The following is a 20,720-nucleotide window of genomic DNA, read 5'->3' on the forward strand; positions in this document are numbered from 1 at the left end:
TTCATTGAATGTGCAGGATAAGCCTTATCTTCAGGGTATTTTGGACCAACTTCCATCCATGAAAAATCAACTCGAAGCAGCTCTTACGGAAAGCTGTAATTAATTATTTATTAGGAGGATTTATGCTCGTTGTCGCGTCCCTTATTTTCTTAGTCACCTTAGTTTTTGTGATTTGGCAGCCAAAAGGATTAAATATCGGCTGGTCCGCAAGCGGCGGAGCCGTCTTAGCTTTAATTGCCGGAGTCGTTAGTTTTACTGATGTATGGGATGTCACCCTAATTGTATGGAATGCCACACTCGCCTTTGTCGCAGTCATCTTAATATCGCTTATCTTGGATGAAATCGGTTTTTTCGAATGGGCCGCTTTGCACATGGCACGTTTTGCTAGAGGAAATGGTACATTGATGTTCGTCTATGTCATCTTGTTAGGCGCTGCTGTGGCTGCTTTCTTTGCTAATGATGGCGCAGCGCTCATCTTAACGCCAATCGTTCTTGCGATGGTTAGAGCCTTGAAATTTGACGAGCGAATGATATTACCGTTTGTCATCGCCAGTGGATTTATTTCGGATACGGCCTCTCTTCCACTTGTCGTAAGTAATCTCGTTAACATTGTTTCTTCCGACTTCTTTGATATTGGGTTTGTTGAATATGCCAGCCGGATGGTTGTTCCCACTTTCTTCTCTGTAGGAGCAAGTTTGTTGGTCCTTTATCTATTCTTCAGACGCAGTATTCCGAAGCAGTATGACTTGAGCCAATTAAAAACGCCAAAAGATGCCATAAAAAATCCCTATCTCTTTAAAGTTTCATGGCTCATTCTTTCCGTTCTATTGGTCGCTTACTTGACCAGTGAATATATCAAGGTTCCTGTATCGATCATAGCTGGCATTGCAGCCATTGCTTTCATCATCATTGCTAGACGCAGCCCTGAAATCCACACAGGGAAAATCGTTAAAGAAGCTCCCTGGGCTGTTGTTGTCTTCTCTATCGGGATGTATGTCGTCGTTTATGGGCTTCGAAATGTGGGACTCACCGATGAACTCGGAAAAGTCTTTCAGTGGGTTGGCGATCAAGGCCTGTTCGCTGCCACAATCGGTGCCGGGTTTATCGCAGCGATCCTTTCATCCATCATGAATAACATGCCAACGGTAATGATTGATGCACTCGCTATTCATGGCACGAACCCAACTGGTGCACTGCGTGAAGCTTTCGTATATGCCAATGTGATCGGCTCCGATCTTGGACCTAAGATAACCCCGATTGGCTCTTTGGCCACCCTGCTCTGGCTGCACGTTCTCTCCCGTAAAGGCGTGAAGATCACGTGGGGCGCTTACTTCAAAACCGGTATTGTACTGACGATACCCGTCTTGTTTATTACGCTTACTGGCCTTTATTTATGGCTCAAAGTTATTAGTTAATCTATCTATCAACCTAAACTAAACCTTATCCAAAAGGAGATCAACAAACATGGAAAAGAAACTCATTTACTTCTTGTGTACAGGTAATTCTTGCCGCAGTCAAATCGCAGACGGATTCATGAACGCACTTGGTGGAGATCGTTACGAGGTGAAAAGCGCAGGTTTAGAAGCGCATGGCCTTAATCCCCGCGCCGTCCAAGTCATGAAAGAAGCTGGCGTGGATATTTCAAACAATTCATCTAATGTGATTGACCCTGAGATTCTAAATCGTGCGACTTATGTGATCACCTTATGTGGACATGCCGACGAACATTGCCCTGTTATCTCCAATCCAAATGTGATCAAATGGCATTGGGGCTTCGATGATCCAGCAAAAGCTACGGGTACCGAAGAAGAAATCATGACTCAGTTCCGCACCGTTAGAGATGCGATTAAGGCTCGTATAGAAGCATTCTTAAAGGATGGCGAGTAATAATGGCAGCTATCAAACGCATGCACGTTGCGGTCAACTGCTCAGATCTTGAGAAATCCCTGGCATTTTACCGCAGCTTCTTTAACGCTGAACCGACGAAGGCAAAGGACAATTACGCGAAGTTTGAACTAGATAACCCTGCCTTACACTTCTCGTTGAATGTTCGTCATTTCGAGAAGAATGGCGTTCTCAACCATCTTGGCTTCCAGGTAGACAACACCGAAGAGGTTCTTGCCATGGGCGAACGTTTGCGTCAAGCTGATCTGCTGCTTATTGATGAAATGAACACGACCTGCTGTTATGCTGTTCAAGATAAAGTGTGGGTTTACGATCCGGACGGCAATGCGTGGGAGATTTTTTACACCAAAGAAGATTCCGAATTCGAATCTGCTGGTGAAACCAAAGATCTTTCCCTGTGCTGCGCTCCACCATCTGCACCGGTATCTGTTCCATTCACATCCTTCAAAAAAACTATTTTATAAACCTTGATTTTGCTTACGAAACAGTTCTTGCTATGCAATAACTTAAAGGGGATCAAATTCGATGTCTAAAAATTATCATGCCCTAGTTGGCGATCAAATTTATATGGGCGGAGCTGCCGACGTTCAAGATATGATATCAGAAGCGAAGTGTGAAGTTATCGTTGATTTACGCGAAGAAGCTTCGCAGAGCATCGAATTAAATGAACATGTAACAAGGATTCAAATTCCCATCGGAGATAATTCCGAAACGCCACAAGCCGAATTGTTCGAGCAAGCAATTAAACATGTCATTGATGCTTATAAGAGTGGTAAAAAGGTTGGTTTTCATTGCGGTGGGGGGAAAGGAAGAACCGGTGCCGTTGCAATTGGAACTTTAATTGAGCTCGGATTAGCTCAAACGATTGAAGAAGCAGAACTGAAGGCTAAGAGCATCCGTCCGATCATTAGTATTCGAGAGCCTCAACGAGAGGCTTTGAAGAAGTTATATATCAAGTAATATTATTATGTGCCAAAAAACAAAAGGGTTAGCCGTTAAATGCGGCTAACCCTTTATTTTGATTTTTATTTGCTTGATTTGCTTCTTTACAGTCTCAACGGATTTAAAGAGATGCTTCGCTAAATGGGGTAGTACCAGCGTAGCTGTCACAAAGTGCAAACGTATGGAAACGGCTGGTAACTACTTTGTGGTTTATATCAGATTCGCTGGTTCCTTAGAGTAATAAATTACGCGTATCAAGCCCCTATAAAAGCTTTAGCGCATGTTTCGTAAAAAATTGGGCCGCGAATCTCCTTAGCGTACGTTTTCCGCGTTTTGTCGGCCGCACCAAAGTTCCGATTTTCTTTATGGCAACGGTACATTGACGAATTTCACATCTTGATCGGTGGCCATGGTAGCTAAATTGAGGGCTAATGTACCGCTACTAACTAAAACCGGAACAATCATTGGTAGTCACTTACATCTACTTTGCCCCCGGTGGCAGCTACGCTGGTACTGGGCCATCTAAAGTAATGGTTTATTGCGAAGGAGTTTTTTGTTGCTTACCTTGTTCAACTTCTTTCTTTATTTGCTCATTATGTTCTTTTACCGGTTTGTAGTTGCATGCACTTAAAAGAAATGTGACAAGAATCGCTAATAAGATAATCTTCATAGTTCTCCTCCATTTGAAATTAATTCTATAATTAATGTGTTCCATTGAAAAGAATATATGCATTCTTTTGAATAGCACGAAAGATATTGTTCCTGGTAATGAACCAAAGAAGCTGTTGAGCCTGCTTTGATGTTATTATTTGAGGAAAATTTCCAGGGAGATCAGAGAACGAGAGCTATGCAGATGAGTTCATGGCTTTGCTTCTAAGTAGGTTGCGCCGATCATTTTTAAGTGCAGCGTGATTTTTGCCAATATGGATGAAGTACATATATCGGAATGATGGAGATAGCGAGTGGAACTCAGATTTCACACGACGAAGGCTCAAAAAATTATGGATGATTATGCCGTTATCTGAAATAGCTAAGATTTCTTATTAAATATAACGTCTAATTGGAAGGCTGAATACCAAGGTGAAGAAGACAAAGACAAGGACAGCCAGAGCCGGTCTTTTGTGATGCAAAATGACGAACGGAAAAGCAATGCAATTGATAGTAATGGACCATCACATATTCCTCATTGTATTAAACACCCCATGCTGAACGGATAACCAAGCGCAAGATATAAAACTTGTTTGAGTATCAATTTCTCGGTGTAGCACCCCGAAGGGTGCTTGAGTAACAATAAAAGGATTTCCCTTTATTTTGACGAATATTGTCACATGGAGGGAAATAGAAGCATGACTAGACCAGGACCGCCAGGAAAGCAGCTCGTAACTGATTCCCAGCTTAATAGTCGCTATACTGGGTGATCTACCGGTAATAGTTAAATATATAAATGATGGTAGTATTGCGGATTATGGCGGCCTCATTCAAGAAGTTAATGACATAGCTGTAAAAATAAATGATATGTACTACACTAAAGCCACCTGCCGGTTCTATGTTCGGTAGCGGCTTTTTGTTTTTTTTGCGATGTTACATGAGCCTCTCTCTGCTAGAATGTAAATTGTGCAGATTTATCAATTCAACTCAACTTCTTTCAAATGAAACTTGATGAAATTAAGCCGATCATCGATCTCATGCGGGAGAATAACATGTTCTTCTTCCACCTTGAATTATCATGGTGCCATATTGGGTAGGAATCGTAGGAATAATGCCGAAGTTTATGTGTTTGATGGACTAAATCCCTACTTACGTAGAATTGACGCGTACAATGACAGAGAATTTGAAATTGACCAAATGATGTCATTCCAACTTTTTTTAGCGTTTGCGATCTAAGCTTTGCCATTAAAGGTATCGAGCATATTAAAAACTATTTGCCGGAATATCTAGAAAGCATTAAAAGATCGGACGAAAAAGAATTTTTGTCGAGAAATACGGAAGTTAGTTGTCAGATCTATATAGTGTTGGCCCATAAACATCGTAGTTCTTGGAAGCTGTCGCTCTTGCAGCGGCCTCCTCTTTAATCACGACAACCAAAGCCGCCAAGTAATAAATTTGGAAGAAGGCGGGACAATCAAGGTCGATAACGTCCAGGTCGAATTCACCATTGAAGGCCGTCGTTCCCGCGGCGGCTTCTTTGTTTTGATTGGCCATATAAGCATCTCCTTTCAGATGAGAAAATGAACGCAATAATTATTAACGCTTGCCGCATGCGCCTGCGAACCACTCCTTACCTGCTGCAGTCACAGTTATAGGGGAGGAGGCCAAGGCCGATAAAGAGCCCAGGAGTGGTGCATACAAAAATGAGCGTCCGCATGGGACGCTCAGGAGCAAGTTTATTCCTTTTGTTTTTTTAACTTTAGATAGTCATCTTGGCGCATTACAATATATTCCTGTCCAAAAACCGAATGGCTGACACCCTCTACCCGCTTGTGCGCCCAACTACGGAACGGCCGAGTGATAAACCACCAAGCAATTATGTGGATCAACGCATTTACCTCCAGAAACCAATATTCCTTAAAATGCCATCTGGAAAGGTAATTTATTCATGCACAGAGGCACAACCCGGAACTTGCATCAATAAGCTGTGCCTAGCTAGGCGCGCACTGCCCGTTAGCGCCCAAGCGGCAGCCCTTCTAGTATTGAGCTATAGTTTCCGTTAATTTAAAGACTTTGCTATACTCCTTACTCAAGTTTCGCTGCTTAAATTACCGAATAAACCCTTGATGTACAAGGGCAAAGCTGAATCCGTCGGACTAGCCAATGATAACCATTTAGCTCCCTTGAACTGGAAATCGGATAGTTGAACGCCCAAGGGCATGTCGCATGGCGTTTGTTCTTGTCTTAAAGTAAAAGAGTACACAGAAGATCCCTTCTTTGTACTGTTTTATGATATATACGGTATTCTGAGCGAAATCACACCCTATACTAGCGAATAAACTAGCAAAATCATATTCAAGTGCTCTCTTTCAAACCAAAGACCAAGCGTTTTGGACGACCAAGTGGTTTATATTATAAAAACACAGCCTATCCCCCAAGTTTTGGGAGATAGGCTGCTTTCATCACGTTATACAATTAACCGGCCATAGTCCTGCAAGCTTTCGCACAGGAGAAGCAGGCTTCGGCGCACTGTTGACAGTGTGCATGATCATGCTTTTTACACTCATTCCCACAAGCTTCGCAAATGTCGGCACAAATCCGGCAAAGCTCTTTCGCATACAAACTATTACGAGACATCGCTTGGGCAGCAAAAGCACACATATCGGCACAATCCCGATCCAGTCGAATACACTCTTTCATCATCGCGACGTGCTCTTCATTCAAACAAGCATCATAACAGTGATTGCATGCCTGCATACATTTTAAACATTCATCAATACAATGCTGAAACTGTTCATGTGACATGGTCAAACCTCCTTTTGGAAAGTGTCATACTTCTGTTGTTTCACCCAAATGAGGTATGGTTGATACAAAAAAACGGTCCCTTTTCCAGATAGTTTAACGATGATGGACCATCCGCAATTCCTATCATACCAGAGGCACCCCCTCTTTATGATCGTTAAGTAGGTCACATGATTAATGCTTCATGCCCGGCATATCGCCGCTACCGTCTGCTCCCTCACTTGAAAGCTCACTTTCGGTTACCCATTTATGATTTTTCACCTTTTCTCCGCCCGTAGTCGGTGTGTAATCTACCATGTACACCGTTGTTTGCTCGGCTGAATCAATGGTAGCCGTTGCACCATTCATCCCCTTCATATGATCTGCCTGTAAGACAACTTCTGCTCCCGGTTCAAAAGGTTTTTCACTGGCATCTTTAATTTCTTCATGAATCACCCATTTATGATTGGTCACTCTTTCGCCACCCACTGTTGGGGTGTACGATACGGCATACGCTGTCGTTGTATAAGCACCCACAATCGTTGCTGTAGCGCCGTTCATCCCGCCCATGTGGTCTGCTTTAATCATCGCTTTACTTCCAACTTTATAGGTTGGATTCATTGCCTCTTTTAACCCTTTTGGAACTTCGCCCGTGCTGGAGTGGTCCATGTCAGAATTGTTCATTTCTGAATGGTCTGCATTTTGACTATTGTTTACAGGGTTCTCGTTAGTTGAATTTTTTCCGCAGCCACTTAAAGCAATCATTGCCGCGACACCGAGCAAAGCCAATTGTTTTTTCATCTTCATCAAGACTCCTCTTTTTGTTTGTTTCCAATGTTCCAGTTAGCACTTTATTTACTTCTAACACCTTTATTAGCGATTTGCCGCCACGTAACCCCGCGATCTGTCGAGATATAAACATCTTTTTGTTCTGTAGCAATGGCCAGTTCTTTTGGACTGGCTGGGCTCTGGGCTATAAACGCAATTCTATCCTTGTTTGGTGTTTTGATCGTCACCGTTTGCTTGGTCTCTACGTCAACTTTAACAAGTGAAGGATCTGGACCGGAAGTCGCAACTAACGCTTCGCCAGAATCCATAAAAGCTAAAGCCGAAACCGGATGATCCGTATCCAAGGTAGTGAAGGTCTGTCCGTTATCCTTTGAAAAATACACACCTACTGTTGTACCCACAATGACAACCGATTTCTCGGTAAGGTGTGCCGCGATCGACGTGATCTGTCCGTGAATTCCGGACAAAGTGCTGTTTGTCCAGGTCTGCCCTTCATCCTGGCTGACATACAGCCCTGCTTGTTTCATCTTGGAATTAGGCTGCGGATTTAGCACATAAAGCGTATGCGTTCGATAACCAACGGTCATGCCATGCAGATCGACCTCTCCCTCGAGCGCCAAGACCGTAATTGTTTTACCATCATTTGTGCTTTTTATAAGACCCAAGGGGTTTTTGTATGGCGAACCCGGTGCCGGGTGGCCGCTGCTGTAAAATCCGTTATCTGCCGCGGCAAAACCCATATAGTCATGCTTTTCTCCCGAACCCTCGCTCCACATGCCATTCGTATATATACTTAAACCGTTGTGTACGGGGATCAAAAGACGCTTTCCATCTGCGGAATACCCCAAGCCGTGAATATGCAAAAAAGCCGAATCTACATGGGGTAAACCACCCTGTTCTTCGATCACTTTTTCTGAGCATGCTGCAATCCCGATGGAAAGTACAAGTGCCAACGCCAACATCATCATTTTTTTCAGAAACGTTCCTCCTGATTCTATAAAAAAGACCCTTCTCAAGGGTCCCCACTTATTTCCAAACCATACTTGTTCGGGTACGATAAGTATAACCCATACTTTTGAAGATCTTGTGTAGAAGGCTAATTTTCCTTGGGAAGCCGGATATAAAACGTGGCCCCTTGATGACTTTCCGCCCAAATGGACCCATCGTGAGCGGCTACCAGCTGTTTAACAATGGTTAACCCGAGGCCGCTGCCACCGGTACTTCGATTACGCGATTTATCGCCCCGGTAAAACCGTTCGAACACATATGGTAAGTCTTCCGGCGAGATCCCCATTCCAGTGTCTTGTACCAAGATAAGGACGGAAGAGTTTTCCTCTCTCCCCTCAATCCGCACCTCCCCCTGTTCCGGGGTGAATTTCAACGCGTTGCTGAGCAAATTCACGAGGATTTGAATCATGCGGTGATGATCGACAACCACCCGTAGGTGAGGGCTGACCGTAAACCGAAGCTGCACGTTTTTTTCCCGATAGGCAGCAGACACCAATTCCACGCCTCGTTTGATTACTTCCGCTAATGGTGCTTCTATCCGCTTCAATTGAAAGCCGGGGGATTCCACATGCGTAAGGTCTTCCAGTTCGGCCACCAGCTGCGTCAATCGTTCAATTTCTTCATAACAGGAATGGATGCGTTCAGGTGTTGGATCCCAGATTCCGTCCTCCAGCGCACGCATATGACTTTTGAGCGTGGCCAAAGGAGTCCGAAGCTCATGGGCAATATCTTCTGTCATAGTGACGCGCAGCTGCTCATGTTGCTGCAGCTGCTCTGCCAGTGTATTCAACGATGCGCCTAAATCCGTGAGCTCATCTTTTCCGTGAATGGCCACTCTCGAGCTCCAATCACCGCTTGTCATACGTTCTGCCACACGTTTCATATGCACCAAAGGAGCTGAAATTCGTTTGGCCACATAAAAACCAAGAAAGACTGCAAGCCCGATGGATGCCAGACACGTCCATATAATCGTTTGCACCAACGCTTGTTCCAAATGGTAGTTTAGCTCTGGAAAATCATGCATCATGCCGGAAGCCTGCGCTTGATACATGGAGAAGTGATAATGCATCGTTAAAATGACGCTGACAGTTGAAATCAGGACAATACCGGCAGCGATCCCGATGATGATAAGCGCCAAGCGAGTGTACAGACGCCGGTTCATGTGGTCCCACCTGCAAAACGGTAGCCTATCCCGTACACCGTCACAATATATTCGGGAGATTTGGCATCACGTTCGATTTTATGCCGAATGTTTTTGACATGCTGGTCGATGGTGCGAATATCGCCGTCAAAGTCATAACCAAGCACGCGTTCAACTAATTCTTCCCGCGTAAAATGACGCTGAGGGTATTTTGCCAGGGCAAGAAGCAGCTTATATTCATTCGGGGTTAAGTTCACCAGCTGCCCGCCCGCGTACACATGCTGCTTCAAGGAATCGATAACCAGATGTTCATCATTGAAAGCCAAGCGATCGGCAAGTAAATGATGGTCGTCGGTACGCCGCAAGATGGCCCGGACCCGAGCCACCACCTCCCGTGGATCGAAAGGTTTGGTGACATAATCATCCGCCCCTACGGATAACCCCTTAATCCGATTGTTTTCCGATACCTTTGCCGTGAGCATCAGAATCGGGACGGAATGGATTTGACGAATGGATTGGCATACCCGTTCACCCTCCATGTCCGGGAGCATGAGATCCAGAATGACAAAATCAATCGCCTGGTTTTGCACGATCCGAATCGCGTCGCTACCCGTTGCTGCTTCCAAGGTTTGAAATTCTTCTTTTTTCAGGTAGGATACAACGACATCCCGAATCTTTGCTTCATCATCGACTACCAATATGGTTTTCATGACCATCCTCCAAGTACATCTGTAGTCTAACTCTACCCACAACTTATGTAGAAATCATGTAGATTTCATGAAATATAGAAATAAAAGGGTGACCGACAGTCTCCCTTTCCGTTTTATTTATCATCCGTCTCTTTATTTTTAGGGAGTACTTTCATTGAATTCCACCATCGATAACAAGCATATACCATCATAAGAAAGATCATGGTTTGTTGCTGGGTGCAAACCAACCAAGAAGGGCAACCGCAACCAAGACAACATAGAAGACTATAGTCCAACCCGTACTATGAGGAAAATGGTGATCCAAGACCCCAATATCCTCATGGGCAAGTGTAATAACAGCAAGCTTTACCCCAACCCAGGCAACGATCGCATAAGCCGTTGTCTCAAGAGCCGGACGTTGTCCAAGCAGCTTTACAAACCAAGTAGCTGCATATTTGATTAAGACCAAACCGGCAATTCCGCCAAGCACCACTACAATAAATTGACCCCCGTCCATACCGCCGAACTCGTCGAGCGGCGAATCGGGCAGTCCGAGTGCGAGCGCTACCGCGGCGAGAATGGAATCAATCGCAAAAGCGAGATCTGCCAAAGCAATCTTTCCTACAGTAGGCCAAAAGCCTTTTCCTGCGGCTTCTTGTTTTTCGTCCTTGTGAGCACTCTTATTCTTTTTACCGAATCGCGCTTGGATGATGTGCTTTAAACCTAGGTATAGAAGATAGGCTGCGCCAATCGCCTGAACCTGCCAGACATTCGCAATAAAGGAAATCGCAAAAAGAGCGACAAAACGAAAAGCAAATGCCATAATGATCCCGTAATTGATCGCCTTTTTCTTCTGCTCGTCCGGTAAATTTTTCGCGATAACCGCTAACACGAGCGCATTGTCAGCCGACAGCAAACCTTCCAACCCAATAAGAATTAGTAATGCCCACGCATACTCCAGCCAAAGTGAATCCAACTTGAATGCCCCTCTCTTTGATCTTGGCAAGTATAAGCACTCAGCAAATACGAATGTAATGACATTTCCTTGCCCAACCACTAGTATACCTAATCTATCTTCGATGGGTACTCCCGCGCCCAGCAAGCTGTCCCGGCAAATACTTGCCGTTACTTATAATAACGGTTCTCCGAACATGATCATAAACTATGCTGCCCGTTAGCTCAATAATACCTATTTTCTCCAGCCCCGTGAATAGGGGCTTTTTTGGTCACCTTATCTCTGTGGGGGCTGTATTTACGAACAATGCCCGAAATGTCTCAAACGGAAGCATGATTGTATTTTTTGAGTAATTTCACGTTCACGGTTACGTAGATATCCACCTCTGTAGTACGAAAAGACATAATCGTGGAAACATGTCGCTCGTGTTGATGGAGACACTGGAGACGGTGCAGGAAAACTACGATTACATCATTATTGATACACCACCGGCACTTGGTGAACAGACTGTCAATGCACTGGCCGCAGCGAACTATGTCGTTGCTATGTATACATGCGCGACAAACGTTCTGGGTACGGAAAGATTTGTTGAGTTAATCGAACAGGAGAGCGACGGGGCTCGAGGTGAAAAGACAAGGGTAATAAATGAGGCATTAGAAGAATACTTCAGTAAACGTAAACGTTGATGTATAGGTATACGTTTACGTGTTTGACATTTTTTGGTCACAAATAATTAAACAAGAGCAGAAGGAGGAAAAGTAGCTGTTGTTGCTGTCGCTAGAGAATTGCTAGGATTTATTTGGGCTATCGGTTGTACCATTGAGAATAAACAAAGAAGTGAATCAAATGTTGCTTAACGAAATGAAAGTAAACTTATGTATGAAATGATCGTATCTCAGACCTATTTGTAATTGAAGAATTGGCTCGGAGGCAAACCCCCGGGAAGGAGAACCCTCATGTTACGCTATGCACTAAGTTCGAAGAACTGAACGTGCGTCGTTAGTCCGAGGCAGCTCCGTGACGGATGGAATGTAATGTGGTAACCAACCCACGAATATCAGACTGTATACCACCGTCAACGTTTTTGCCTTCGAGCCAAGTTTTTAAGGTTATCCCTTGTTCAACTCGTAGGATTTTTGGTTGGAAGTTGAACAAGGGATAACTATTCATTGATTCAATGAAACACCAATTAAAAACATTTGGGTGTGGTGGGTTGACAGTTTCGTTCATATCAGCGTAACGAGGCTGCGAACGATCTCGGTCACTTAATTTTTCTTGGTCACGAATCCCGTCAAATAATCTTTTACCGTCATTCTGTCAACGGGGTTAATTATAAATGGGCTTAATTATAACAGCTCATAAGAAATACTCTTTGTTCACTGATTGATACTACAACTTCTCGACAAACCCCGCAGACGTGGCTTCCGGCGGCCTCGTATAAATCGTTAAATACCGTTTATTTCGGTGGCGTAAGAGCCGTTCCAAATCTTGCTCTGTCACATCCGGATGTTTGGCCAATTCATTAGCAAAGGTATGGCGCAAGTCATGCGGACGCAGCGGTGAAATGTGGCGCTCCGGATCTTTCTGTTCTGCATCGTGCCATTTACCGATTTGCTCAAGGATTCGGTTAATGGATCTGGGATACAGCCGGCCATCTATTTTTCGAGCTGGTGTTCCTATCGCACTTAAGAACAAGGAAATCGTTTCCTCCGCATGATCCAGATGCCTTTCAAATTCCAAATAATCAGCCAGGGCAGCCCTTGCATCGGCCGACAAGTACTCGGTTCCTTCCGTTTTTCCCTTTCCGCGAATCCGGACGATCTTTGCACTTCGAGCTGCACGCAGCTGCATAGGGTCACTAGGTTCGACTTGATCCAAGTTCAGATTCACCAGTTCCTCTCGGCGTAGCCCCGTCGAAAGCAGGACGTAAACGATCGCCCGATCGCGCCGCGGACGCGCATGTGTTTTGAGTTCCATTTTTCCTTTCATCCGGCGCCGGTCCTTTTTGAGGTGAAACCGCTCGAGCCGGTCACAAATGTTTTTAAGTGTCAGGATTTGTTCGGAAGTCAGCGTCCGCGGCTTAGGGTCCGGCAGCATGATCTCACGGATCCCTTTGGTGGGATCTTCCGACAGCAGTTGAGGTGCACGAACCCGAAGCCATTTCATAAACCGTGAGAGTGCAGCCTGGTGATTGTTCACGGTGGCCGGCGCATATCCCTCCCCTCCCTTTTCGGGAGGACTATACAGCTGCTCGAGCCACGCCGTAACATCCCGTTTTACTACAGCCGTTACTTTTTCATATCCGTACCGGTCCCGAAAGAAGTCAATGAACCGATTGAGCTGCAGATCAATCTTTTTTTCGACTTCTCGCTTCCGGTCCCCTGATATTTCCATCCCCATGTAGCGCTCTTTCCAAAGCGTCAATCGGTCCTCCTCAGGATCATAGACCGAAAAATTCTTCCGTGTCGTGTTTTGTCTCACTTAGCGACCTCCTTGACTATCCTTTTATCGTGATTTTAGCACAATTGACAGCACAGAAGGGATATTCTGTGACGTGTTTTGTCTTTTGGTTTAAAGGTTGGATTAAATCATCATTAGTATGATAAAATAAATAATTGTAAGATGAAGCAAAGGGTGGTGCGATATGGACCAAATAATGAGATTAGAAAGCGAAATTCGGACAAAGTATCAGATTACAATTCCTGAGGAAATACGCGTAAAAGCAAAATTGGAAGTTGGTGATAAACTGTTATGGCAGTATGATGAGGTTCGTGACGAGATCATTGTGATGCCAAAACCAAAATCATTCTCTGACAAGCTTTGGGGACTTGGAAAAGAATTATGGATAGATGATCCAAGCGATGATTATGTTCGGAAGGAGAGAGAAAATTGGTGAACACCTCCTCCCCCTCTTCTTTTAAGAAAATCGCGTTGGACACGAACTTATTTATTTATGTGTTTGAGCAGCATCCTGAATTTGGTGAGAAAGCCAAGTGGCTGCTCGAGCAAATTGAGGAAGGAGCCTATTCAGCCGTTGCTTCGACCATTTCATTGACCGAGATCCTCGTGAAACCGATTCGGGATGGGAACCTGGCTTTAGAGAAGCAGTACAAGCTGCTTTTCACCCATTTCCCAAATCTTTCGGTTGTGCCCGTTGACAATGCGGTTGCTGAACGGGCTGCCTTTCTACGAGGAAAATACGGAATGAAAACACCGGATGCGCTTGTGATCGCATCCGCCATCATTGCACAAGCGGATGTTTTTGTTACAAATGATCTTCGATTGGAACAAGTGGAGGAAATACCATGTAAAGGTTTAGATCAATTATAAATTAGAACAAAGGCTGGCCCTGCTAAATGGGGTAGTACCAGCGAAGCTGTCACCAAGTGCCAACTTGATAAATCGGAATATACCCTAATTCGGGTACAGCCGACATACGTGTAAAAACAGGTCACTCGACGGCAGCATTTACCATAAAGTGACCTGTTTTTACATTAGCGCTGCTTAACTATCTGTTCTCCGTTAGTTGAAAGTTGTAATTCTTCTTTATTAAGTATTTATAATGGGAACTTTGTGTCCTGAACTCCTGCTAACATAGTTTTTTCAGAGGACCCCTGTGTTGATCATCCATCGTTAATACCTCTTCAGTAAATTTTTAACATACGGGACTATCCAAACTACGAGTCACCTTTACTAAAGAGCAGCAAATGGCGCTAGATCGTAAAAGAGTGGATACAAGCCGTCCATTATTACAGAATAGAGGTGAATAACATGGGTTTTACATCATTCCGTAGCGGGATCCCTTGTTCATCTTCATCATAATATTATCCGCCTCCTGTTATAATTCGTATAGGAGGCTTAGGAGCTACCAGCGAACCGACAGCTAAGCTGCTATAAAGGAATTCTATTGCCTATTTTGTTCTATTACTACACAAACCCCGATAGAGATCATCTGATGCCCGTTCAGCTTTGGAAACACAATTTCTTTATACCCGTCTGCGCTCGTAAGGGATAGAAGCTGCTCTTAACCGATCTACCAAGTTCTCTTGGAATTTCTGCGGAAACTGGACGAATCCTCCGTCTAACGATGATTTGTACACACCCATAATCGCTTGGAAGGACATCATAGATTTATCCAGATCAGACATATGCCCTTTTTCTGGCTGATCGATGTACCGTGAAAGCGAATCGAGATGGTCTGCCATCGCTTGAACGTAATGAACTCCCCACTCTGACGGCTCGACTGTGGTCCTACCGGGCAATTTATCATCTCCATAGATGAATGTTTCCAGATTTGAGTTAAGTCCTATCCGAATTTTCCCCCGGGAGCCGTAAGCCTCGACAAAGAAACGAAACCATTTATTGCTCTCGCCGGGAAGATCTCGCCCGCAGGAACCGAACTCGAATGAAGCGCGAACATCGTTCTCGAAACAGATCTGGGCGACGGCTGAATCAGGGGCCGCTCCTGCCGATTTATTCATACCTTCAAGCTCTTCCACTTGCCCCGACACCCATCGAATTGAAGGATAACCATTGAAGAACATCACCATATCCATTAAATGTGTTCCTTGTTCAAGTATATTGCCTTGGCAGCTCGCCCGAAAAAACTCGACGATTCCAATCTCTCCTGATTCGATTATGGCCTTTGCTTTGCACCAAGCGGGTAAACGCTTCTTCTGGTGATTGACGGTTAAAAGCTTGTTATGCTCACGACATAATCTTTCGATTTCATAAGCGTCTTGTGGCGTCAACGAAACCGGTTTTTCAAGATTAATCAACTTTACGTAATCAAAATTTACCGCGATCTGAACAGCTTCCAGGCGGTAATGGGGATTGCACGCGACATCAATGACATCTGGCCGTGTTAACTCGATTAGTTCTGCCAAATTGAATGATGCGTAAGGGATGTTATATTCCTTGCGCATAGCCTCCAACTGCTCTGCATTGGAATGTCCGCATATACCGACAAGTCGTATATCTCGACAAAGGCGATAAGCTTTAGCATGCGTTTCTCCCCATTTCGTTCCGACTAACAATGATTTTTTGGGCTCCATTCGCTTACCTCCGTCATCAAACAGCCTGTCAGGACTTCTTTCACCTGGAGACTGATAGTAAGTATCTTAGCATGCCTTTTTTCAGAATAGCATCAAAGAATTGCGTACTCCAGACCAGTGAGGTCCATTGACGATTTCCACACCTTTCGATAGGAATTCTTCATACAAATGTTTCATTGCCTCTGGGTTCGTATAGCAGAATATATCAAAATATAGTCCGCCTTCAACAGACGAATTTGGTGGAACATTGCTGCCCTCCTTCTTACTTACTTAGTTACAGGAAAAGGCTTGTTACACCTTTTCACTACCCAATCGACATGGTAACCGCCTTTCTTCTCCAGCACATATTTCACTAATTTCCCCAGTTTTTTATCATCTTCAGCAAGAAGAATGTTCACCTAGTTTCACCGCCGAACGTTGAATAATAAGTTTAGGATACCACAGAAAAGGTAAAAGTACGGTAAAAAAGGACCTCTATATATCAATTGACCTTTCCCAGACGAAAAACTTGCGTCATTTGTGATGCTCTTCATCTGTTCGTTTTAACGAGAGCTTCATCGCATTCATGGCAGTCATAAAAAATGAGGTCCGCCTGTATATCTGGCGACCTCATTTTTTATGATCTAGCTAACCGGAAGACACGTCGCAGCGCAAATCAATGCGTCTGCGTTCGGGCTGTTTTCGTCAGTCGGCAGCGATCTCAAAGACACGGGACGTTTTGTTTACATGCCCGAAGGGATCGGTAACTTTGACTGTTACGGTATGTGCACCCGGGGCGAGACCTGCAGGTATTTCGGTCGTCCAGATGTGCGAGGATACCGCAGGACGGTCAGGCTGCTCTGGTGTTCCGGCATACTGTGCCCACTGCGCCTCCATATAAGGATCTGTGCGCAGCGTGTGCGTCATATCGGCATACTCGCCGCCGTCAAAGCTGACCTCTACTTGATGACGCTCGCCGCCGTCAAATACATTGGCGACGATCTGAGGCTTCTCTCCCTGCCATTTGCTTGGGTACAAGCGTGCGCCCTCGGTTCCCGGCGCATCGAAGCTGATGCGCGCCTGGAATTCTGCCGGAAGGCTTGCAGCTTTGAAACGGGAGGTGAACTCGTTGCCATCGAAACTGAAGATGTAGTAGCCATTCGGGGTTCCGTCAGCCGTATCGGCAGCCGGAATGCCGCGCGAGTCCAAAGGACCGCGCCAGCTGCCTCCGCGCACCTCCGCGAGAACCTGATGATGGAACGGTTCTTTACCGGTCCAGCCTGCTTCCTCTCCCATGTACATATTCCAGCTGTTGCTCGTATCGTGCCCGGACATGCTGAAAAGATGCTCACGCCCCTCAAGCAGCGAGAAGAGTTCTTTCAGGTTGGCGGTGTTGATGCCTTCATCGGTATTGTCGGCGTCGGTCCTCAGAGGAATGTGGCTGGCAATGACAATCAGCTTATTCTTGGGAACATTAGCCAAGTCGTTCTTGAGCCACTCCAGCTGCGGCGCGGTGATATCGCCACGGTAATCGCCGTTTTTGCCATCGGCCTGCTGGCCATAATATTCGACGTTGTCCAGCGTCACGAAATGGACTTGACCGTAGTCAAAAGAATAGTAAGTTGGGCCGTAAACGCTTTTAAAGGTCTCAGTAGCGTAGGTATCATCCGCCACATCGTAGTTCATGTCGTGATTTCCTGGCAGATTGAACCACGGAATGCCGATTGTCGACATGATTTCGTTATTGCGCGGATAAATCGAGAGGTTGTCGTTGGCAACGTCGCCAACGGTAATGCCGAAGGCGGCCTCTGATCCAACGAGCTCGGACACTACGTCGTCGCGCAAGTAGTCAAGCTGCTGATCGTTGCTGGTTTGCGGATCGGCGAAAACGACGACGTCGAATTTGTTGGATTCCTTCTGCTTAAACAACGGAAAGTCCACCGACTCCGGAAGAGATCCTGTCGGCTTGATGCCGGGGAACTTCGTCTGGACCGGCGAGCCGTTCGGGTGGTGCAAGTAGTAGAACTGCGGAAGGTTGACATCATTAACCGGGACTATGTAGCCGGACGGCTTGGTGATGAAAATGATGGATTCGTCGCTCACGCTCAGCTCGTAGCGCCCTTGCGCATTTGTTTTCACCACGTCGCGTCCGTTTGACACCAACACACCGGCTATGCCGGGTTCGCCCTTGTCTTGCTCGAGGTTCTTATTTTTGTCGTCATAGACGATCCCTTTGGCGGTATTCCCGCCGCCGATTGCCGGCGCTTTCACTTGGTTTGCTTGCTCTGCATAGGCTATCATGGGCACACTTATCAGGCTCATGGTCATAAGCAAAGCAATTGATTTCTTAAACATTACTTTCATCCTCTCTCATTGGAAATACATTCAAATGGTATAATTAATTTGTAAAGGGAAGATAAGCACAAGGAATAAAAATTAGTAAATTCTAACTTTATAGTTTTCGATTTTGATAAGTTCAGGGATGATAATGGCGCGACGAGCTTGGTTTTGTTGGCGGGGCAGCGGATAGGGGCTTCCCGAACTCGACTCCACGGAAATCTTGTGCTCGAGCTATTGGTTAGCCATTCACTGCTCGTTCTGAAGCTTCAGCTGTTTCCGGTACACGACCTTTGATATCGCGATGCTGATTTCGTACAGCAAGAACAGAGGTACGGTTACAACCAGATCGGATAAAATATCCGGAGGCGTAATCGTGACTGCGATGATAACGAGCAAGAAATAAGCGAGCTTGCGCGCTTTTGCAAGGCGGTGAGGATTCAGAATGCCAAGACGGGTCAGAAACATAACGACCGCAGGCATTTCAAACAGCAAACCGAACGGCACGGTCATATGAATCATAAACGTAAAATACTTCTCCGCTGTATACATCGCATTAAAATCGGCCGCAGCCATCTGGTTCATAAAGGAGAGCACCATCGGAAACAGAATGAGATAGCCGAAGCTAATGCCCATCAGGAACAGTACCGTCATTCCTGGAATGAACAAGAGGGTGACCCGCCGGGCTTGCTCGGAAAGAGCGGGCTGCAAAAACTTCCAAATATGATAAGCGGCTACCGGGGTGGTGACCGCAAGCGCAAAAACGCCCGCGATCATAAAATATACCCACATCACATCAGACGGTCCAAGAATAACTAACTTCTTATCCATTCCGCGAACGAGCCATTAATAGATATCCTGCACATAGATGAAAGAGGCGACCATCGCAACAAGAAACGCGAGCAAGGTTCGAATGAGCCGCTTCCGCACCTCTTCAAGGTGTTCCACTATATTCATCTGTGTATTGCTGTCCGAACTCATGCTACTTGTTAACCTCTACAGACGACTTCGAAGACTCCGCATCGCTCTTCTTCTCATCCTCCGTATCGCCGTTAACGAGTCCGCGCGTAGCGCCCTTAAACTCGCTTAGCGTTTTGCCGAATGCTCGTCCAAGTTCAGGAAGCTTGGCAGGGCCAAATATAACAAGCGCAATAATCAGTATCAAGACAAGACCGCCAATTCCAATATTTCCAAACGGCATTACCATTCATCTCCTCAAAATAATGTAGTGTAGGACCAGCCACGGCTTTCGGATGCCGTGGCTGATGGTTTTCTTATAGGCTGAGCTTAAATCCGGTACGTTCCTTACACGGTGACCGCACCGTCGTAAGTTTTCTGTAATCCCGGTTTGCCCTTTTCCATCAGGAAGGAAGCTCGCGTGCTTATCGGCGCACCGGGACGGCTTACATACGGTACGACCCGATAATCCGCCTGAACGCTCTCAGGCGTTAAAGTGCATCGTACATAACCGCGTTGTGAGTTAAAGAATTTGAGATGCGGGTTTTCGGCTATAATGGCTTTTTGTGTGTCGTTAATATCATAACCGTCTCCTCCCGATGTGATGGAGGTGCCGACAAACTCTGCGCCAAGGATCTCGGAATCAGGATTGTTGAAATCCGCTTTTATCTCATTTGCCCAGTTCCAATGCACATCGCCTGTTAGGACAAGAAGATTGGAAAGGCCTCGTTCCTTGGCGAAGTTCAGAATCCGGTCGCGATTGGCCGAGTAGCCGTCCCATGCATCCATGCCGTATATTTTTTCGTCTCCTATCCGGACGTCTCTCTGGCAGAAAAATACCTGCTGGGGAATAATATTCCAATGCGCTTGCGATTGATAGAGTCCCGAAAGCAGCCACTGTTCCTGCTCTTCACCCATAATCGACCGGTCGACGCTTGTAGATTCGGGAGTCCGGGGACTGCCTCCGCCGTTGTTCACCTGAACGCCGCGGAACTGGCGGGTATCGAGGACATGGACATTCGCCAGATTGCCATAATTAAAACGTCTGTAGAGCTGCATATTGAACCCACTCGGCAAAGAAGAACTTCTTAAAGGCATATTTTCATAATAAGCCTGGAATGCCGCCGCCTTGCGGGCCAGGAACGGCTCGACCGGCTGACCGTCTTCCGGGACGAGACCGGCATGGTCGTTCTCGACTTCATGGTCGTCCATCGTAACCACGAATGGGAACTTGGCGTGAGCAAGTTGCAGATCGCTGTCGCTTTTGTACAGCGCGTAGCGGTTGCGGTAATCGTCGAGTGTCTTAATCTCGGGACTGTTGTGAGGCCGGATACTAGTGGCAGATACGCCACTTTCATAGATGTAATCGCCTAGATGAAAAACCAGATCCAAATCCTCCTCGGCCATGTGTCGGTAAGGGGTAAAGTAGCCCGCAGGGTAGTTTTGACAGGAAGCAAAAGCAAACGACATTTTCGATACGTGCGATCCGAATGCAGGCAGCGTTTTCGTCCGGCCTACGGGACTCATTTCCGAAC

20 protein-coding genes and 1 pseudogene are annotated in these 20,720 nt (G+C 45.8%); 7 read left to right on the forward strand and 14 right to left on the reverse strand.

The features are described from left to right. The first annotated feature begins 122 nt into the window (after positions 1-122). From ACFPYJ_RS02220 to ACFPYJ_RS02235, 4 genes are all read left to right on the forward strand, one after another. On the forward strand, positions 123-1,415 hold the full coding sequence (locus ACFPYJ_RS02220) for an arsenic transporter (RefSeq protein WP_379186417.1): 1,293 nt from the start codon (positions 123-125) through the stop codon (positions 1,413-1,415). A gap of 49 nt (positions 1,416-1,464) precedes the next feature. Beyond that, positions 1,465-1,887, forward strand: a complete 423-nt coding sequence (arsC, locus tag ACFPYJ_RS02225; RefSeq protein WP_379186418.1) for an arsenate reductase (thioredoxin) — start codon at positions 1,465-1,467, stop codon at positions 1,885-1,887. Between the two features lie 2 nt (positions 1,888-1,889). After that, complete coding sequence (locus ACFPYJ_RS02230; protein ID WP_379186419.1) at positions 1,890-2,369, forward strand: ArsI/CadI family heavy metal resistance metalloenzyme; 480 nt, start codon at positions 1,890-1,892, stop codon at positions 2,367-2,369. A gap of 61 nt (positions 2,370-2,430) precedes the next feature. Continuing rightward, positions 2,431-2,865, forward strand: coding sequence for a protein-tyrosine phosphatase family protein (locus ACFPYJ_RS02235; protein ID WP_379186420.1), 435 nt, complete (start codon positions 2,431-2,433; stop codon positions 2,863-2,865). Positions 2,866-3,382: 517 nt separating this feature from the next. Here ACFPYJ_RS02235 and ACFPYJ_RS02240 read toward each other — a convergent pair. From ACFPYJ_RS02240 to ACFPYJ_RS02275, 8 genes are all read right to left on the reverse strand, one after another. Continuing rightward, positions 3,383-3,517: a hypothetical protein gene (locus ACFPYJ_RS02240; RefSeq protein WP_379186421.1), complete on the reverse strand. Its 135-nt coding sequence runs from the start codon at positions 3,515-3,517 to the stop codon at positions 3,383-3,385. A gap of 1,319 nt (positions 3,518-4,836) precedes the next feature. Beyond that, positions 4,837-5,049, reverse strand: coding sequence for a hypothetical protein (locus tag ACFPYJ_RS02245; RefSeq protein ID WP_379186422.1), 213 nt, complete (start codon positions 5,047-5,049; stop codon positions 4,837-4,839). 921 nt (positions 5,050-5,970) lie between these two features. Beyond that, positions 5,971-6,300, reverse strand: coding sequence for a four-helix bundle copper-binding protein (locus ACFPYJ_RS02250; RefSeq protein ID WP_379186423.1), 330 nt, complete (start codon positions 6,298-6,300; stop codon positions 5,971-5,973). A 171-nt stretch (positions 6,301-6,471) separates the two neighbouring features. Next, positions 6,472-7,077, reverse strand: a complete 606-nt coding sequence (locus ACFPYJ_RS02255) for a YdhK family protein (RefSeq protein ID WP_379186435.1) — start codon at positions 7,075-7,077, stop codon at positions 6,472-6,474. Between the two features lie 50 nt (positions 7,078-7,127). After that, positions 7,128-8,081 (reverse strand): F510_1955 family glycosylhydrolase, encoded by a 954-nt coding sequence (locus ACFPYJ_RS02260; RefSeq protein WP_379186424.1) that lies wholly within the window; start codon positions 8,079-8,081, stop codon positions 7,128-7,130. Positions 8,082-8,161: 80 nt separating this feature from the next. After that, entirely contained in the window at positions 8,162-9,235 is a 1,074-nt protein-coding gene (locus tag ACFPYJ_RS02265; protein WP_379186425.1) for a HAMP domain-containing sensor histidine kinase, read from the reverse strand. Continuing rightward, on the reverse strand, positions 9,232-9,924 hold the full coding sequence (locus ACFPYJ_RS02270) for a response regulator (protein ID WP_379186426.1): 693 nt from the start codon (positions 9,922-9,924) through the stop codon (positions 9,232-9,234). Before ACFPYJ_RS02270 ends, ACFPYJ_RS02265 begins: the two co-directional genes overlap by 4 nt. A 199-nt stretch (positions 9,925-10,123) precedes the next feature. Then, positions 10,124-10,879: a TerC family protein gene (locus ACFPYJ_RS02275; RefSeq protein WP_379186427.1), complete on the reverse strand. Its 756-nt coding sequence runs from the start codon at positions 10,877-10,879 to the stop codon at positions 10,124-10,126. Between the two features lie 356 nt (positions 10,880-11,235). Between ACFPYJ_RS02275 and ACFPYJ_RS02280 the strand changes: the two genes are divergently transcribed. After that, positions 11,236-11,544: a ParA family protein gene (locus ACFPYJ_RS02280; protein ID WP_379186436.1), complete on the forward strand. Its 309-nt coding sequence runs from the start codon at positions 11,236-11,238 to the stop codon at positions 11,542-11,544. 703 nt (positions 11,545-12,247) lie between these two features. Here the strand turns inward: ACFPYJ_RS02280 and ACFPYJ_RS02285 are convergent. After that, positions 12,248-13,339: a tyrosine-type recombinase/integrase gene (locus ACFPYJ_RS02285; protein ID WP_379186428.1), complete on the reverse strand. Its 1,092-nt coding sequence runs from the start codon at positions 13,337-13,339 to the stop codon at positions 12,248-12,250. Between the two features lie 163 nt (positions 13,340-13,502). Between ACFPYJ_RS02285 and ACFPYJ_RS02290 the strand changes: the two genes are divergently transcribed. Both ACFPYJ_RS02290 and ACFPYJ_RS02295 read left to right on the forward strand, forming a co-directional pair. Continuing rightward, positions 13,503-13,754, forward strand: a complete 252-nt coding sequence (locus ACFPYJ_RS02290) for an AbrB/MazE/SpoVT family DNA-binding domain-containing protein (protein WP_379186429.1) — start codon at positions 13,503-13,505, stop codon at positions 13,752-13,754. Continuing rightward, the gene (locus ACFPYJ_RS02295; RefSeq protein WP_379186430.1) at positions 13,751-14,188 is read left to right on the forward strand and encodes a type II toxin-antitoxin system VapC family toxin; all 438 of its coding nucleotides are present in this window, start codon (positions 13,751-13,753) and stop codon (positions 14,186-14,188) included. Before ACFPYJ_RS02290 ends, ACFPYJ_RS02295 begins: the two co-directional genes overlap by 4 nt. A 656-nt stretch (positions 14,189-14,844) precedes the next feature. Here the strand turns inward: ACFPYJ_RS02295 and ACFPYJ_RS02300 are convergent. The 5 genes and pseudogenes from ACFPYJ_RS02300 to ACFPYJ_RS02320 form a co-directional block, all read right to left on the reverse strand. Continuing rightward, complete coding sequence (locus ACFPYJ_RS02300; protein WP_379186431.1) at positions 14,845-15,912, reverse strand: Gfo/Idh/MocA family protein; 1,068 nt, start codon at positions 15,910-15,912, stop codon at positions 14,845-14,847. A gap of 684 nt (positions 15,913-16,596) precedes the next feature. Further along, positions 16,597-18,246 (reverse strand): calcineurin-like phosphoesterase C-terminal domain-containing protein, encoded by a 1,650-nt coding sequence (locus tag ACFPYJ_RS02305; RefSeq protein ID WP_379186432.1) that lies wholly within the window; start codon positions 18,244-18,246, stop codon positions 16,597-16,599. Positions 18,247-18,477: 231 nt separating this feature from the next. Beyond that, a pseudogene (tatC, locus tag ACFPYJ_RS02310) lies at positions 18,478-19,209 on the reverse strand (twin-arginine translocase subunit TatC). Between the two features lies 1 nt (position 19,210). Next, positions 19,211-19,429, reverse strand: coding sequence for a twin-arginine translocase TatA/TatE family subunit (locus tag ACFPYJ_RS02315; protein WP_379186433.1), 219 nt, complete (start codon positions 19,427-19,429; stop codon positions 19,211-19,213). Positions 19,430-19,533: 104 nt separating this feature from the next. Further along, positions 19,534-20,720: alkaline phosphatase D family protein (locus ACFPYJ_RS02320; RefSeq protein WP_379186434.1), on the reverse strand; the 1,187-nt coding region annotated here is incomplete at its 5' end.

Source organism: Paenibacillus solisilvae (genome assembly GCF_042656405.1).
GTDB lineage: Bacteria > Bacillota > Bacilli > Paenibacillales > Paenibacillaceae > Paenibacillus_Z > Paenibacillus_Z solisilvae.